Source organism: Streptomyces sp. NBC_01237 (genome assembly GCF_035917275.1).
Taxonomy (GTDB): Bacteria; Actinomycetota; Actinomycetes; order Streptomycetales; family Streptomycetaceae; genus Streptomyces.
In genome coordinates this window covers 736,107-752,502 of record NZ_CP108508.1, presented here as the reverse complement: position 1 = coordinate 752,502, position 16,396 = coordinate 736,107, and the positions used below count along the sequence as shown (strand labels likewise).

Annotated in this window: 12 protein-coding genes; 1 reads left to right on the top strand and 11 read right to left on the bottom strand. The window is 71.2% G+C overall.

The features are described from left to right. Position 1: 1 nt before the first annotated feature. From OG251_RS03435 to OG251_RS03390, 10 genes are all read right to left on the bottom strand, one after another. Positions 2 to 2,440 (bottom strand): polysaccharide lyase 8 family protein, encoded by a 2,439-nt coding sequence (locus OG251_RS03435; protein WP_326675559.1) that lies wholly within the window; start codon positions 2,438 to 2,440, stop codon positions 2 to 4. An 11-nt stretch (positions 2,441 to 2,451) separates the two neighbouring features. After that, entirely contained in the window at positions 2,452 to 3,606 is a 1,155-nt protein-coding gene (locus tag OG251_RS03430) for an SGNH/GDSL hydrolase family protein (RefSeq protein ID WP_326681130.1), read from the bottom strand. Continuing rightward, positions 3,603 to 4,685: a right-handed parallel beta-helix repeat-containing protein gene (locus tag OG251_RS03425; RefSeq protein WP_326675557.1), complete on the bottom strand. Its 1,083-nt coding sequence runs from the start codon at positions 4,683 to 4,685 to the stop codon at positions 3,603 to 3,605. Before OG251_RS03425 ends, OG251_RS03430 begins: the two co-directional genes overlap by 4 nt. Continuing rightward, positions 4,682 to 5,308, bottom strand: coding sequence for a hypothetical protein (locus OG251_RS03420; protein ID WP_326675555.1), 627 nt, complete (start codon positions 5,306 to 5,308; stop codon positions 4,682 to 4,684). The genes OG251_RS03425 and OG251_RS03420 overlap by 4 nt, the downstream gene beginning before the upstream one ends. Positions 5,309 to 5,311: 3 nt before the next feature. After that, a complete protein-coding gene (locus tag OG251_RS03415; RefSeq protein WP_326675554.1) occupies positions 5,312 to 7,324 on the bottom strand; it encodes a hypothetical protein in 2,013 nt (670 codons plus the stop codon). Between the two features lie 3 nt (positions 7,325 to 7,327). Next, positions 7,328 to 9,118, bottom strand: coding sequence for a heparinase II/III domain-containing protein (locus tag OG251_RS03410; protein ID WP_326675553.1), 1,791 nt, complete (start codon positions 9,116 to 9,118; stop codon positions 7,328 to 7,330). Further along, positions 9,106 to 9,870, bottom strand: a complete 765-nt coding sequence (locus OG251_RS03405; RefSeq protein WP_326675552.1) for an SDR family NAD(P)-dependent oxidoreductase — start codon at positions 9,868 to 9,870, stop codon at positions 9,106 to 9,108. Before OG251_RS03405 ends, OG251_RS03410 begins: the two co-directional genes overlap by 13 nt. A gap of 45 nt (positions 9,871 to 9,915) precedes the next feature. Then, positions 9,916 to 10,833, bottom strand: a complete 918-nt coding sequence (locus OG251_RS03400) for a carbohydrate ABC transporter permease (protein ID WP_326675550.1) — start codon at positions 10,831 to 10,833, stop codon at positions 9,916 to 9,918. Then, positions 10,820 to 11,656, bottom strand: a complete 837-nt coding sequence (locus OG251_RS03395; protein WP_241838826.1) for a carbohydrate ABC transporter permease — start codon at positions 11,654 to 11,656, stop codon at positions 10,820 to 10,822. Before OG251_RS03395 ends, OG251_RS03400 begins: the two co-directional genes overlap by 14 nt. A 141-nt stretch (positions 11,657 to 11,797) precedes the next feature. Continuing rightward, positions 11,798 to 13,063, bottom strand: a complete 1,266-nt coding sequence (locus OG251_RS03390; RefSeq protein ID WP_326675549.1) for an ABC transporter substrate-binding protein — start codon at positions 13,061 to 13,063, stop codon at positions 11,798 to 11,800. A gap of 226 nt (positions 13,064 to 13,289) precedes the next feature. Here OG251_RS03390 and OG251_RS03385 point away from each other — a divergent pair, with 226 nt between their 5' ends. Next, positions 13,290 to 14,393, top strand: a complete 1,104-nt coding sequence (locus OG251_RS03385) for a LacI family DNA-binding transcriptional regulator (protein ID WP_326675548.1) — start codon at positions 13,290 to 13,292, stop codon at positions 14,391 to 14,393. A 93-nt stretch (positions 14,394 to 14,486) separates the two neighbouring features. Here the strand turns inward: OG251_RS03385 and OG251_RS03380 are convergent, their stop codons facing one another. After that, positions 14,487 to 16,358, bottom strand: coding sequence for a serine hydrolase (locus OG251_RS03380; protein ID WP_326675547.1), 1,872 nt, complete (start codon positions 16,356 to 16,358; stop codon positions 14,487 to 14,489). Positions 16,359 to 16,396: the final 38 nt, after the last annotated feature.

The window sequence follows — 16,396 nt, the reverse complement described above, 5'->3', positions numbered from 1 at the left end:
TCTAGCTCCTCTTCAGCGTGAGGTTGAGGGTCGCACCGTGGTGTGCGGCGGTGTCGGCGGTGATCCTGATGCCGTCGGCGGTGGGCGCGGCGCTGACCCCGGGGTCGGACGAGGCGAGCGTCAGGCCCCGCCCGGTCAGCTCGACGACGACGGAGGACCGCAGCTGCGTCGGATCGGACAGCGACACGGTCACCGTCTTTCCGTCCGGGCGCACGAGCACCGAGGCCGGACCGTCGGCCTTGAGCTCCTGCGCCGTGCCGGCGGTCCAGAAGTTGGCGGCGAGCAGGCCGTCCGCGCAGCGGCGTACCGCGTGCACGGCGGTGGAGTCGGCGACCAGCTTCAGCGGCGGGGCGGTGGACAGCAGCTTTGTGCGCTCGGCGGAGGTCGCCGGGGCCTGGAGGTAGAAGTAGCCCGCACCGCTCGGTGCGGTGCCGTGGTCCTGCCACAGCGTCAGATACGGTCGGGTCACCGGGGTGTCCGTGCCGTACTTGAGGTTGATCTCCCGCCAGGTCGCGGTGCGCTCCTCGCGCAGTCCGCGCAGGGTGGTGGCCGTGGGGAAGACATAGCCGCCGGTCCCGGCGACATGCAGCCACTTCACCTTCTCCAGCTGTGCCGACCAGCCCGCGTCGGTGGGCGCCGCGGTGCCGTTGACCAGCAGCGCCGCCTTCGGGTCGCGCAGTTTGCGGTTCTCCACGACCGTCTCGGCCCGGCCCGCCTCCGCGGTGATGCCCGAACCCACACACGCGATGACATCGTCCAGGCAGAACCAGCTCTTCAGCCCGTGCAGGGTGCTGCCGAACGCGCGCAGTTCCATGCCGTAGGCGCCGAGCGTCGTCCCCGGCAGCGCGGTGCCGCCCGCCCAGTCCGCGGTGCTGGTGGTGCGCTGGCCCGCCGCGTCCGCCGGCCGGCCCGCGATGACGGTGGTGCCGGGCAGCCTGGCCGGGTCGACGGTGGGCCAGTAGTCCTCGCTGTAGTGCCCGAGGTCGTCCGTGTACAGCAGCACCATGCCGTCGGAGAGGTGCCAGGCGCGCAGGTTCTCGTTCTGGATCGACTCGTAGTTGTAGATCCGGGTCGAGTACGCGGAGATGCCGAGCGCGAACGAGGGCCTGTGGTGCGCCGCCTTGTCCATCCGGGGGTGCTGCTTGTGCGCCACCAGCGGGCCGCGGGCGGGCGTGGCGGAGTCGATGACCTTCCGGGCGGCGACCAGGGAGGCCAGGTCGGTGACGGCGAGGAAGTCCCGGTAGGTGTCCTCGGCGATCCACTGCTTGACCAGCGCGGTCAACCGTTCGCCGCTCTCGCCGGGGAAGCTCGGGATCAGCCGCAGCACCGCCTCGATGACCGTCTGTGCCGAGACATGGCCCTGCTTGCTGGGCCGGGCGATCTCGCGTCCGCAGACCGAGGCCATCACGTCGCCGCGGGCCATCAGCGGGTCGAAGCCGTCGTCGACCCAGGTGCGGACGTTGTCGAGATCGGGGTCGGTGACCTTCCACGCCGTACCGGCCAGCAGGTTCAGCAGCCGGGAGAGGTTGTTGAGCAGCTCCTTGCCGTAGCCGCCGTTGTACGGGTGCTTGTAGTGCTGGAGGAACGAGCCGTCCGGGTAGAAGCCCTCACCGGTGCCCACCGCGTCCCCGGAGCCGTTGAAGGCGAGGACGCTGTTGGCACCCGATCCCTCGACGTCCGAAAGAGCGTCACGGACCCGGGCGAGCGCGTCGCCGTCGTCGCGCAGCACCGCGTTGACGGCGACGACGGTGGAGATCCACACGCGGTTGGCGCCGGTCGCGATCTGCCGGTCGGCCCGCCAGAGGTTCGGGTCCGGCGTGTAGTGCCGCACCGCGGTGTTGATCCGGGTCAGCCGCTCGGTGCCGAGCACGTCGAACAGCAGCACCGACGCGTCGTTGAGCGCCAGTGCGGAGCCGATCTCCCAGTCCCAGTCGTTGTCGAACCGGGTGTGCTCGGCTCCGTAGCGGTTGGTCAGCATCCAGTCGATGCCGCCGAGCAGCAGGTCGCGCAGTGCCGTGTCGCCGTACTGCGGGGTGCCGGGGACGGCCCACGCGGTCGCGGCCGTGGCGAGGCGCTTGAACGACGTGGTGACGTGGTTGGAGAGCGTGGTGCTGGTCAGATCGGGGAACAGGCCGTCGGTACGGGTGGGGTCCAGCCCCTTGGCGGCGGTGGTCGCGGCCCGGCCGATCCGGGCGACGGCGGCGGCGATCCGCGTGTCGCCCTGGTCGAGACCGGGGCCGCCGGTCAGCAGCGTGTGCCAGCGGGCGCGGAGCGCCGCCGCGTCCCCGGCCGCGGCCTGGGCGCTGCCGCCGAGGACGAGGGGAAGCGCGGCGACGGCGCCCAGAGCGGCCGCACCCGCGAGAACGGTGCGCCGGGTGGTGCCCCGGGCGGTGTCGGAGGAGGGGATCGGGGCAGTGCCTCGGGTGGTGCCTCGGTTCATGATGCGGGCCCTCACAGGAGGTGTCGGCGGTCCACGGCCGCGGCGAGCGCGGCATGGCCGGAGGGGGTGGGATGCAGGCCGTCACCGCTGTCGTAGGCGGACAGCAGGCGCGAGGGGCGGGCCGGGTCGCGCAGCGCGGCGTCGAAGTCCGCCACGCCGTCGAAGACCCGGCCCGTGCGTACGGCACGGTTGATCTGCTGCCGGACCGTGTCCAGTTCCGGTGTCCAGCGGATCCACCCCTCGAACGGGGTGATGGTGGAACCGACGATCCGCAGCCCGGCGCCCCGGGCCCGCAACGCCAGCTGCCGGTAGCCGGCCAGGACGAGCGCCGGGTCGCTCTGGCCGGGCGGCTGCTGGAGGTCGTTGATCCCCAGGTGCACGATCACGGAGCGCAGTCCCGGCAGCGAGAGCACATCGCGGTCGAAGCGGGACTGACCGCCGGGCCCGAAGCGGGCGTCGTCCAGCAGCATCCGGTTGCCGCTGATCCCGAGGTTGGCGACGGCCGAGCCGGGCAGCCGCCGGGCCAGTTGGTCGGGCCAGCGCAGATCGGCGTCGTCGGGGGTGCCGACGCCCTCCGCGATGGAGTCGCCGAGGACGGCGACGACCGGGCCGTGCGCCCCCGTCGTCTCGACGCCGGTCAGCAGGAACACGGACGTGGTGCGGACGCCGTCGACCGTGTGCGACGCATGGGTGTTGCGGTGGAAGGACAGCGGCCCGGTGGGGCCCGGCAGCCGGGTCGTCACCGTCAGCCCCGCCCCGTCCGCCGCCCGCAGTCCCTCGACGGTGTCACTGGTGAGCGAGGCGCCCGCGGCCAGCCACGCCTGGCTCCGGCCGGCGAACGTCACCGGGCGGCCGCCCGCCGTCACCGGACCCACCAGGATCGGTACGGTGCCGAAGGCGTTGCCGTACCGCAGCCGCACCTGCCCGCCCGCCGACAGCCGCAGCGCCGCGGTGAACTCGCCGTCGGTGAGACCGGCGCTCGCCACGGTGTCCGCGGGGGTCGGCGCGGTCTGCGCGGTCGCCCAGGACGTGGTCCAGCGGGAGCGGCGCCCACCCTTTTCTTCCGCGGCCTGCGCGGTGGGCGCCGTCAGTGTCACGGCGGCCATCCCCGCGGCCCCGGCGGCGGCCGTCAGTACCCCGCGTCTGGCGGGCCCCCGGCCGGTCACTGGGGGCACGCGCCGGTCGGGTTGTACGCGCTGCCGTAGGTGCCGACCGAGTCGCCGCCGGTGTTGCCGCTCATGGTGTTGGAGCAGACGTCCGCCTGCGGGGTGCGCATGAACTTGATGCCGCCGCCCGCGTTGCCCGTGATGGTGTTGCCGTAGACGCTGGTGCCGGTGCCGTCCGTGGCGGTGTCACCGCCGAGCCGGATGCCGGCGCCCGTGTTGGCGTGAATGGTGTTGTAGCGGAAGACGTTGCCGCTGCCGCGGGCGTCGAGCCCGCCCGAGCTGGAGTCCTTCTGGCCGCTGCAGTCGTTGTACTCGACGTAGTTGTTGGTCGAGTTCTCCTTCACGTCCACGCACTCGTTGCCCTGGGTGGCGATGGTGTTGTGGTGGATGCGGTTGTTCTTGCTGATGTCGGCGGCCGCGTCGGGGGCGCCGTTCGCCCCCTGCTGCTCGGGGGCGGTGCCGAGGTAGATGCCCTCGCCGTTCTTGCCGCCCCCGCCGAACTTGAAGTCGGCGACACCGCAGTTGGTGATGGTGTTGTCGTTCACCTCGGCGCCGGTGATGAGATAGCGCAGCCGCAGGCACTCGTCGGCGGCGTTCTTGAGGGTCATGCCGGTGATGTGGAGGGCGCCCACACCGTTACCGGGAGTCGTGCTCATGACATATATGAGCTTGAGGCGATAGCCCGACACATCGGTGGACGAACCGTGCAGCCCGTCCACCGTGAAGCCGCTCAGCGTCGTCGAGTCGTGCTGGACCTGGATGATCCGGGCATCGCCGGCACCCTTGACCACCGCGTTCGAGGGCCCGGTGATGGTGACCCCGGCACGCTTGGTGATCACGTCCTGCTTGTACGTACCGGCCGCGAGGTTCACCACCGCGCCGGTCGGCGCCAGGTCCACGGCCTTCTGGATCGTGGCGAGCGGGGCGCCCGCCGACGTACCGGCGTTGCTGTCGCTGCCGGACGGGGAGACGAAGTACGCGCTCGCCGTCTGGGCGGCGGACGCCGGGGACGGCAGGGCGAACGGGGCGACGCCTGCGGCGAGCGCGGCGGCCAGGGTGGTGCGCATGACACGGCTCATGGGGTATGCCTCCTGGGATCAGCGAAGGACAGAGCGAGCAGTACGGGAATGCTGGGACCCAGAAGCAGCGGACCCAGCGGTACGACGAGGGACAGCAGCACGGCGGAGATCACCGCGCCGAGCAGTGCGGTGCCCCGGGCGGGAGACCCGAAGCCGAGCGCCAGCGCGCCGAGCGACCAGGACCGGAGGGAACCCTCCGGACTCCGGCCGGCCTCGGCGGCGAGCGCCACGTGATGGATGACGAGCGCGGCCGCGATGCCCACCTGCGCGGCGAGCACCACGAACGTCCAGGGCTCGGAACGGCCCAGGAAGTACACGATGTTGGCGGCCAGCATCGCCGCGGCGGCGGTGGACAGCAGTGAGTGCCGCCACAGCGCGCGCCAGTACCGCCCGAACGAGGTGAAGGTGTTGGTGAAGCACCGGCTGTCCCCCTCCGCACGCCACCGCTGCAGGGCGGACCCCATCGCGGCGAGCGCCGGCAGCCAGGTCACCACACCCAACGCCAGCACGGCGAACGCGGCCCCGGCGGCAGCCGGATACGCCACGAACTCCAGGCGGCGCAGCAGTGTCGGCCAGCCTGACGACCGGGTCTCGGGCTCAGGTGCGGAGAGGGTTGCCTGCATGGTTCAGCCGACCTTTCCTGTGTACGGCTCGGTGACGTCGAGGAGCACCCGGCCCGCCAGTTCCAGCCGGGTGGCCGCCACGACGTACGGCGCTCCGGCGGCGGTGAGCAGGACGGCCGCCGCGTCGGCGGCGAGCGTGGCGTGGCGGATCCGGCGGGTGACGGGGGAGAGGAACACCGTCTCCGCGGCCTCCGCGCCCGCATCGCCGCCACCGTCCGGCCGGAAGGCGACGCCGTGCCCTTCCGCGCACGCGACCTCTTCGGCCGCGCAGGTCACGCCGGGCGCGATCGTGGTGAGGAAGAGCCCGTCCGAGGACCGGGCGGTCGTCGACCGCAGCGTGTGCAGGGTGCGGGTGAGGCGCAGCTCCGGCGTGCTGGACGTCGGATTGGCCTCCACTTCGGTGACCTCGCAGGTCACCGAAGCGTCCAGCGGCGCGAACTGCCGTACGAGGGCGGTGGCGGCCCCCGACCGGATCAGCCGGGCGCCGTCCGGCCGCGGCTCGGTCGGCCGGTCGGTCTGGAGCAGGAACGTCCACGCGCGCTCCTCGTCCGCCCCGGCGAGATCGAGCAGGACGAGCCGGCCCGCCGGGGTGAACACCAGGGTCCGGTCCAGGCGCCGCACCCCCAGAGCGGGGTCGTACATCGCGGCGATCTCGGCCGTGGAGTGCGCCCACCCGCCCTCCGCGTCCACCAGCACATCGCGCTGACGGGCCTGGCGCTCGTACGGGATGTCCTTGTAGACGTGGTAGCGGTCCTCGTCGGCGTACCCCTGCCCGTCCACCAGCAGCAGATTGTGGTGAGCGGCCCGCTTGCGGTTGCTGTAGCCCTCGTCCACCGCGAGGAACGCGCCCTGCGAGACCAGCACGAACGAGCCCGAGTCCGGGTGGTGATGCCCCTGGTTCAGGGTCTCCCAGCCGAGCTCCGCACGGTGCTTCTCACTGGTCTCCCACGCCCGGTGACCACCGCCGGGGCTCGCCTTGAACGACACCAGCGTGGCGTCGTCCTCCCAGCCGGTCCGCGCCGCGAGCAGCCCCAGGTCCGGGAAGAACGCCCGGGTCTCGGTGGGCCGCGCCGCCGTCACGGACGGGTCGTACCAGAGGTATTCCAGGTACGCCTCCGGCAGGATGCCCGGCCGCACCCCGCTCTCGGCGGCCTCCGCCCACAGCAGTTCCCCCGAGGCCAGATCGCCCATCCACTGCGCCTCGGGGATGCCGTACTGCGCGGCCAGACGGTAGTAGAGCCCGGCACTGTGGCCGCTGCGCCGGTCGTGGCAGTCGCCGTGGTCCACGTTGAACGCGAAGCCGGGCGCGGTCTGATGCAGCCGGTAGCGGAAGGTGTTGGTGAGGAAGCCGCCGCGGCCCCACCAGTCGATGCCCTCGGCCTCCTGGAGGAGATCCAGATGGATCGCGAGGAACGGCACCCCGTAGCGCCAGTACACGACGCCCTCGGCATGCGAACCGTCCTCGGGCATCAGATCCAGGACCGTGCCGAGATTGTCCTTGGCACGTTCGGTCCACTCCTCCTTGCCCAGCACATAGCCGGCCGTCGCCAGGCCCGCGTAGCAGATCCAGTTGTGGTTCTGCCAGTACGACGACGACCACCAGCGGCCCTCGCTCGCCACCGCGAACTCGTACAGCCGCCGACCCTGGAGCAGCAGCTTGTACCGCAGCAGGGCCCTTACGCCGTCCGGCAGGTCGTCACCGATCCACCGGTAGGCGAGCGAGAGGTGGTGCAGCAGCCAGCCCGCGTCGAGATCGTGGTCGGGCATATGGGCCTTGCCCCAGTGCGGCAGCCGCACCGCCGCCTCGATCCACCGCCGGCTCTCCGCCAGGTCGGCGGGGTCCCCGCCGATCCGGTACGCCAGCGCCGGGTTGGACGCCGCGGGGCCCAGCCAGGTGATGCTGGCCGACGGATGCGTACGGGGCGGGGTCAGCTCGCGATGCCGGGCCGCCTCCTCCCGTACCCGGGTCTCCCGCGCGGGGCGCGGGCCGGGCGGCGGGGTCGCCGAGAGCAGCAAGGATCAGCCCTCCGTCCGGAATCGTGCCGTGGCGCCGTCCGCCAGTTCCACCGTCAGCTCCTCGCCGTCCAGCCGTACATCGGTCACCGCGGGGCCCGCGGACGCCGCCTGGTACACCGAGGCGAACACCACGTGCTCCGCCTCTACGGTGAAGTCGACCCGGGTGCGCATCCGCTGCGGGTCGTCCGCGGGTCCGGGGCCCGGCCGCGTCATCGGGCGGACCGGGAGTCCGGCGGTGTGGGTGTGCCAGCCGTGCAGGGTCTCGTCCCCGTACCAGGTGGTGCGCACCGGACCGGCCGCCTGCACCTGGACGTCCAGCGAGGTGCCCGGACGCAGCTGCGCCGAGATGCGGCGCGCCTCCCGGCCCGTCACCGTCAGCAGGTCGACCAGATAGCAGTCACCGACCGCGACGCGTCGGACCGCGCGCACCGACTCGTACGCGGTGGTGACCTCGGCGGTCACCGAAGTGGCGTCCGAGCCGAGCAGCGTGCCCGTGCACTCGGCCTGTTCGCCGCCGTCCACCCGGAACGCCGGGTGCGCCCCGGTCGACGCGTACAGATCCCGGAACTCGGCATGGGCGTACGGCACCTGGCCGGGATCCGGCTGCCACGGGGTGGTGTTCCCGTACAGATACAGCGACAGCTTGTCGCGGTGCCCGTGCGAGCCGCCGTGCGGACCGAAGTCCACCAGGGCATGGATGCCCGCGGCGCGCAGCACCCCGTAACCGGCCACCGGGTACACGGTGACGGGGGCGGGCGCCGGGCGCTCGGCGAGCGGAGGGCCGGCGAACCAGCCGCCCAGCAGCGTGTCGAGGCCGTCGTCCGCCGCACCGAGCTCTTCCCGGGCCCGCCCCGCCACCGCGTCCAACGCGGCGGAGGGAACCAACTGCTGCGCGAGCGCGACCAGTTCGAGCCACTCCAGGGCGAGCGGGTCACGCAGATACGGGCCGTCGTGCAGCGCGGGAAGAATGCCGCCCGGCGTCGCGATCGTGGCCAGTACGTCCGTCATCCCGGCGAGCACGCCCACCACATCGGCGGGAATAGCCGTCGGGTCGGTGGAGCGCAGCGCCAGCAGCGCCGCCCGCAGCACGAACCCGTGGTAGTAGGTGCTGCCCTCCCACTCCCAGCCGTCCTCGGCGACGGCGACCCGCAGATGCGCGTACAGCCCGTTCTCGCCCTCCAGCCACTGCTCGGCGCCGTCCCACTCCCGGCCCCGGGCGGCCGCGGCCGCCCGGCTCGCGGAGACGCCCGCGGCGTTCAGCCACGCGGTGTAGTTGGAGGCCAGCTGCCCCTGACCGGTGAGGACGTCACGCGCGTCGAGCGCCGCCCGCTCCAGGTCGTCCAGCAGCGGCAGCAGGACCGCCAGGCCCTCGGCGCCCCGCTCGGCGAGCGTGCTCACGGTGTGCCCGACGTTCACCGCCCAGATGGCGTCCGTCAGCGCCTGGTGGAAGAGCCGGCCGCGCAGCATCCAGGTCTGCGCCTCGCCGTGCCGGTCGGTCGCCAGCTCCGCGTAGAGACCCGCGTACTCCACCAGCCGCGCCACCGCCTCGGAGTCCTGCCCGCCCCGGTGGGCGAGCACCCGCAGATGCCGCGCCCACGCCTGGTGCGACAGCACCGTCCAGGCGCCGCGCACCGCCTCGTCGTCCACCCGGCAGCCGTGCGCACAGCGTGCGCCGCCCGCCGGGAAGACCCCGGCGAGCAGATCGCCGTGGTCCAGCTCCACACCGTGCGCCGGGCAGATGTACGCGTGCCACCAGCCGCCGCGCTCCCGCGCGATCCGCCTCAACGCGGCCACACGCCACCGTCGATGTCCACCGTGGTGGCGGTGAGGAATCCGGAGGCGGGCGACGCGAGGTGCACGACCGCCGAGGCGACGTCCTCCGGCGTGCCGGCCCGGCCCACCGGGATACCCGCCTCCATCGCCTGCTGCGCCTCGGGCGCGGTGAACGTGTCGTGGAAGGCGGTGCCCTTGATGAAGCCCGGGGCGACCGTGTTGACCGTGATCCCGGTCCCGGCCAGCTCCTTGGCCAGACCCTTGGTGAAGCCGCGGATGCCGGCCTTGGCGGCGGCGTACGCCACCGAGCCGGGGCCGCCGCCGTTGTGCGCGGCCAGCGAGGACATGGTGATGATGCGCCCGGCGGACGACTTCGTCAGATGCGGCAGGGCGGCCCGCACGGTGCGGAAGGCCGACGTCAGGTTGACGGAGAGGACCTGGTCGAAGTGGTCGTCGCTCATCTCGGCGATCTTCGCGCGGCCGATGAGGTGGCCCGCGTTGCAGACGAGGACATCCAGCCCGCCGAGGAATCCGGTGGCCTCCTCGACCAGGCGGTCCACGTCGGCGCTCACCGTCACATCGGCCGGGAACGCCTTCGCCCGGCGGCCCAGCGCCTCGATCGCCGAGACCGTCTTCGCGGCCTCGTCGGCGGAGGAGTGGTAGTGGACGGCGACATCGGCGCCGGCCTCGGCGAGAGCGACGGCGATGGCACGGCCGATGCCGTGGCCCGCCCCCGTCACCAGCGCGCGGGAGCCGTGGAGATCAGCAGACATGGGTGAAGCCCTTTCGATAACCGGTCACCTGAGGACCGGAACCGGTCACTTGAGACCGGCGGTTGCGAAGCCCTGCACGAAGTAGCGCTGGCCGATGAGGAAGAGAATGACCATGGGGAGGGTGGCCAGCGTGGTGCCGGCCATCAGGAAGTGCCATTGGGGGCCGTTCTCCGTCTTGAAGACGGAGAGCCCCACCTGGATCACCCGCAGGCTGTCCGTGCGGGTCACCAGCAGCGGCCACAGGAAGTTGTTCCACGAGGACTCGAAGGTCAGCAGCGCCACGGTGGTGAGCGCGGGCTTGACCTGCGGGGTCATGATCCGGGCGTAGATCCGGAACTCGCCGAGCCCGTCGAGCCGGGCCGCCTCCTCCAGCTCCACCGGGAGGTCCAGGTAGAACTGGCGGAAGAGGAAGACCGCGAACGGGGTGACGGCACCGGGGATGATGAGTGCCCACCAGGTGTCCAGCCAGCCGCTGCCGCCCTGGCCGAGGATGTCGTTCCCGCCGGCCAGCGGCATGAAGCGGACGATCAGGAACTCCGGCAGCACCTTGGTGTACGTCGGGATCATCAGCGCCGCGATGAACAGGTAGAAGATCACGTCGCTGCCGCGGAACTTGATCCGCGCCAGTGAGTACCCGGCCATCGAGGCGATCAGCACATTGAGCACGGTGTGACTGATCGCGATGATGAAGCTGTTGCGGGCGTACGTGGCGAACGGCGCCGCCTTCAGCGCGTCGACGTAGTTCCCGAACTCCCAGTGCTCCGGCAGCAGTCCGGCGTCCTGGGAGGCGATCTCCACCGGTGTCTTGAGCGAGGTGAGCACCATCCAGATGAACGGCACCATCATCAGCAGGGAGACCACGGACAGCGTCAGATAGAGCGCGATCCTCCCGGCCGAGACCGGTTTGCGGTTCGGCCGGAGCCTTGGTGCGGGCGCCGGCTTCTGAAGCTCAGCTGTGGCCACGGGTGCCTCCCATGATCCGCCGGTTGACCAGGGTGAAGCCCATCAGCAGCACGAACAGCACGAGCGACTGCGCGGAGGCGTAACCGACGCGGAACTCCCGGAAGGCGGACTTGTAGATCTCGAACGTCATCATCGTGGTGCTGTTGGCGGGGCCGCCGTCGGTGAGGATGTAGATCTGGTCGAAGGACTGGAACGCGGTGATCATCGAGGTGATGAGCACGAAGAACGTCGCGGGCTTCAGCAGCGGCAGCGTGATGGCGAAGAACTGCCGCACCTTGGAGGCGCCGTCCACCGAGGCCGCTTCGTACAGCTCCTTCGGCATGGACTGGAGCGCGGCCAGATAGATGAGCATCTTCATGCCGATGCCCTGCCAGATGCCGACCAGGATCACCGAGGGCATCGCCCAGCCCGTCGAGGACAGCCAGGCCGGGCCGTCGATGCCGACGAACGACAGCAACGCGTTGAGCAGACCGTTGCCCGGGTTGTAGATCCACAGCCAGACCAGCGCGATGGCGACGGTCGCCGTGACCTGCGGCAGGAACACCGCGGTGCGGAAGAAGCCGCGCGCCTTGAGGCCGGTGTGCAGCGCCAGGGCCGTCAGCAGACCGAGTACCATCCCGAACGGCACGGTGAAGAAGGTGTAGATGACGGTGTTGACGATGGACTTGCGGAAGACCGCGTCGTCCATCATGTCCCGGAAGTTGTCCAGGCCCACGAACTGCGGCGCCGTCAGCACGTCGTACTTCGTGAAGGCCAGGACCACCGAGGCCACGACCGGCAGGCCGATCCACAGGGAGGCGTGCAGCAGCGCGGGCGCCACCATGAGCATGCCTGCCCGGCGGCGACGGCGCCCCGGGCCCGTGGGGACCCGGCCGGTGCGCTTCGGCGCCGATTTCTCAGGAGAGGCGGGCGGCCGCGCGGGCCGTGCCTTCAATACGGATGTCGCTCCCACAGTGACGGGTCCTCACATCCGGCCGATGGCGGCCTCGGCGAGCCGGCCGAGTTCCGCGATGGCGTCCTTCGCGGACTGGTCGCCCACGATCGCCGGCTCCAGCGTCGGCTTGATCTTTTCGCGGATCTCCATCCAGGCGGCGGTGCCGCCCTCGGAGACGGCGTGCTGAAGGTTCTGCAAGGAGAGATCCACGAACTGGTTCTCCTTCACATAGCTGGAGTCGTTGAGGTCGCGCAGACCGGGCACCGAACCGCGCTGCGCTGCCGCGCCGAGGATCGATTCGGGCGTCGCGAGGTACTCCACCAGCGCGCGTGCCGCCGCCGGGTGCTTGGAGCTCGCGGACTGGGTGACGAGGGTGCCGCCCTGGAGCATCGCCGGCCTGCGGTTGGCCAGGACGAACGCGCCCAGCTTGTCGTCCTTGATCAGCTCCGGGTTCTGCTCGGTGACCTGGACCCACAGCGCGCTCGTCGTCATCATCATCGAGGCCTTGCCGGTCGCCACGTTCGTCGGTGCGCCGAGCTCCGTCTTCTTGGCGTAGACCGCCGAACCGTCCTTGATCAGGTCCTTGAAGAACTGCAGGGCCTCGACTCCGCGGGCGTCGTTGAACAGCACCTTCTTGCCGTCCTCGCTGAACAGCTGGCCGCCGTTGGCGAAGAGGAAGGTCTCCCAGCACTGGCGCAGTTCGATGGAGAACGGGTCGAATCCGATCCGGCCGTCCCTCGTCAGCTGCTTGGCCACGGCACGCAGCTCGGCCCAGTTGGCCGGGGTCTTCTTGATCCCGGCCTCGGCGAAGTGGTCCTTGCGGTAGACCACGATGCGGGTGTCCAGCACCACCGGGAGCGCGTAGAGCTTGCCGTCGTAACGGGACGGCTCCAGCACCCGCTCCTCGTAGTCGTGCGCGGTCGCCAGCTTCTCCGGCAGTTCGGCGATCGCCTTCTTGGCGGCGAACGGCGGTATCCAGCCGACACCCATCATCAGCACGTCGGGCAGCAGCCCGCCCGCGAGACCGGTGGTGATCTTCTCGTTCAGCTGGGCGTACGTGGTGTAGTCCACGTTCACCTTGACGTCCGGATACTTCTTCCGGAACCCGCCGAGGATCTTCCCCTCCAGCAGCGTCTTGCCTTTGGCGCCTTCGTAGATCGGGGTGAGCAGCGTGATCTCACCCTCGGCGGGGCCGTCGGCCGAGCCGGCGGACGTGGAGCCGGTGCCGCAGCCGGTGATGGCCGCAGCAGTGCCCGCGCCGATGACAGCGAGCAGCGACCGTCTGTTGAGTTCCATGGGACACCCCTTTTGAGGTGGAAGCTGTGGATCGATCCAGCGATGGTGTCCCAGCCATGGCTGGGAAGTGCTGGTAAATCGATGCACTGAGACTAGGAACGCCGCGAGAGCGACGTCAACAGCTGATGCACAACAATTTTTCAGGAAAGTTAACGGGTGTATCGATGGAGAGAGTTAAGTAAATCGATACACTACGATCGGCAGGTCGTTCCGAACCGGAGGTGGCATGAGCGGGGTTACGATCCATCAGGTTGCGGCGGCTGCGGGGGTGTCCGCGAGCACCGTGTCCAACGTCCTCAACGGGCGCACGGACCGTATGCAGGCGGCGACCCTGGCCCGTGTCGAGCAGGCCATCGAGCAGCTGAACTACCGGCCCAACCGGGCGGCACGGATGCTGCGCACGGGCCGGATCAAGGTGATCGGCCTCATCGTGCCGTCCGTCGCCAACCCCTTCTGGGGGGCTCTCGCCCGGGAGCTGGAGGCCATCGCGCTCGCCGAGGGCTATCACGTCCTGCTCTGCAACAGTGAGCGCGACCCGGCCCGTGAGCTCAAGTACGGCGAGGAACTGCTCGCCGACGGGGTGAGCGGTGTGGTGCTCTGCTCCTCACTGCCCTCGCTCGAACATGTCGCGCCGCTGCTCAGCCGGGGTCTGAAGATGGTCGCCTTCGACCGGACGGCCCAGGCGGGCGACCCGGCGTCGCTGGCCAGTATCAGCGTGGACAACGCCATGGGGGCCGAGCTCGCCACCCGTCACCTGATCGAACTCGGTCACCGCAGGCTCGCCTTCGTCTCCGGCTCGGTCAACAGTGTCAACCGCCGCGAGCGGCTGCGCGGCTTCCGGGCGGCGCTGGAGTCGGCCGGTCTCGATCCGGCCGACGCGATCGTGTGGCCCGGTGCGGAGACCGCCGAGTTCGGGGACAAGGACGCCGCCGAGCTGGGCCGCAACGCGGCGCGCGAGCTGCTGGGCGGACCGCGTCCGCCCACCGCGTTCGTCGCGATCAACGACATGTGCGCGATCGGGATCTGCCGGGGCGCGAAGGACGCCGGACTCAGTGCCGGCAAGGACATCTCGGTCGTCGGCTTCGACGACATCCTGCTCGCGGACCTGTTCGAACCGCCGCTCACCACGGTCCGCCAGCCGCTCCCCGAGATGGCCGCGGAGACGTTCCAGCAGCTCAGAGCCCGGATCGACTCGGAGCCCTCGGCGGGGCGTTCGCTGCTCATCCGGCCCCGGCTGGTGGTACGGAAGTCGACGGCACCGGCGCCGGTGCTGGTGCCCTCCCCGACGTCCGCACCGTCCCCGACGCCCGCGCCCGCGCCGGTGGCGTGAGCGTGCGGGCGCCGGTGACGGTGCGGACGCGGTGAGCGGGCGTCCGGCCGGTCGGCCCGTACGGTCCACCCGGCTTCGGCCGTCCCGGATGTCTCAGTCGGCCGAAGCCGTCCAGCCGGTCGCCTCGATCCGCCGGGCGTCCCGCGGCCTCGACTCGTCGAAGACCGTGCGGCCGCCGTCCCGGACCCGGAGGCCGTCCACGTACGCGCCGCGCCCCACGTACAGCTGGTCCGTGGTGTAACGCCACCGCAGGCGCACCTCCTTGCCGCGCCAGGCGGCCAGGTCCGCCTCCAGCCGGTGCCAGCGGCGCCCCGACCAGCCGGACACCGAGCCCGTCGGGCGGTGTTCGGGCTCCCGGTCCGGGCCGGAGCCCGTCGCGAGAGTGGTGAACGGCACCGGCTGCCAGCTCGCCCCCGCGTCCGCGGACAGCTCCAGCGCGAGGGCGTCGGAGCCGGGCTCGGTGTCCCACCACAACGCACAGCTCACCTCGGACCGCGCGGACGTCAGGCGCAGCGGGGGCAGCGCGAGCGTGGCGGTGGCGGCGCTCGCCATGCCGGAGAACCAGGCGGTGCGCCCCCGGGCCGGCCGCACCGGGACCGCCCGTGCCATCCGGTTGGCCGCGGCTACCCGGGGTGCGCTGCCGGAACGCCAATTACGTACGGGATGAACGGAATTGCCCAGCACGATCAGGAACGAGTCGGTCGACGGGTCCAGGACCAGACTGGTACCGGTGAATCCGGTGTGGCCCGCGGTGCGGGGGGTGGCCATCGCTCCCATGTACCAGTGCTGGTAGAGCTCGAAGCCGAGGCCGTGCTCATCACCCGGGAACGCGGTGTTGAAGTCGGTGAACATCAGCTCCACCGACTCCTCGGACAGGATCCGGGAGCGGCCGTAGACCCCGCCGTTGAGCAGCGTACGGGCGAGGATCGCCAGGTCCCAGGCGCAGGAGAACACTCCGGCGTGGCCCGCGACCCCGTCCAGGCTGTACGCGTTCTCGTCGTGCACCTCGCCCCAGACGAGCCCGCGCTCCAGGCCCGACCACGGCAGCCGGGCGTCCTCGGTGGCGGCGATCTTCGGCTTCCAGGAGGCCGGCGGGTTGTACCGAGTGCGGTGCATCCCCAGCGGAGCGGTGATCTCGTCGCGGAGCAGTTCGTCCTGAGCGCGGCCGGTGATCTTCTCCAGGATCAGTTGCAGCGAGATCAGATTCAGGTCGGAGTAGAGATAGGCGCTGCCCGGTGTGCTCGCGGGCACCTCGTTCCACAGCAGCCGCAGCTTCCCCTCCCGGGTCGGCTCCTTGTAGAGGGGGATCCACGACCGGAAGCCGGATGTGTGCGTCAGCAGCTGGCGGACCGTGATGCCCTGCTTGCCGCCGCCCGCGAAGTCCGGGAGATACGAGGCGACCGTCGCCTCCAGTTCCAGCGTGCCCCGCTCGATCTGCTGCACGGCCAGGATCGAGGTGAAGAGCTTGGAGACCGAGGCGAGGTCGAAGACGGTGTCCTCGGCCATCGCGATCTGCCGCTCCGCCGGGAACTCCACACCCGTGTCGGTCTTCTCGTCGTACGCGGCGTAGCGCACCGCCTTGCCGATCGGCCGGTGCAGAGCCACGGTGCCGCCGCGTCCGGCGAGCAGGACCGCGCCCGCGTACCAGGGGTGCTTGGGGGAGTCGCTCAGGTACTGCTCCGCGTCGGTGACGAGCCGGTCCAGCTGTCCCTGGAGCAGTCCGGCGCGGGCGGCGGAACCGCGGCGCAGCGTGGGGCGCCCCGAAGCCGGCCCCGGTCGCGCACCCTTGTCCGTACCCACGCCCGTACCCACGCCCGTACCCACGCCCGTTCCTGTGCCCGGTTCCGCCCCGGCGGCCGTTCCCGCGAGGGGGATCGGCGCGAGGGCGAGTGCTCCGCCCAGGGCCAGTATCCCGCCCCCCAGTCTCCGGCGGCTGAATCCGCTCCCTGTCGCGTCCCCGGTCATCCGCAACCCCTCCAGCGTGTGGGGGCATCCACGGGGCG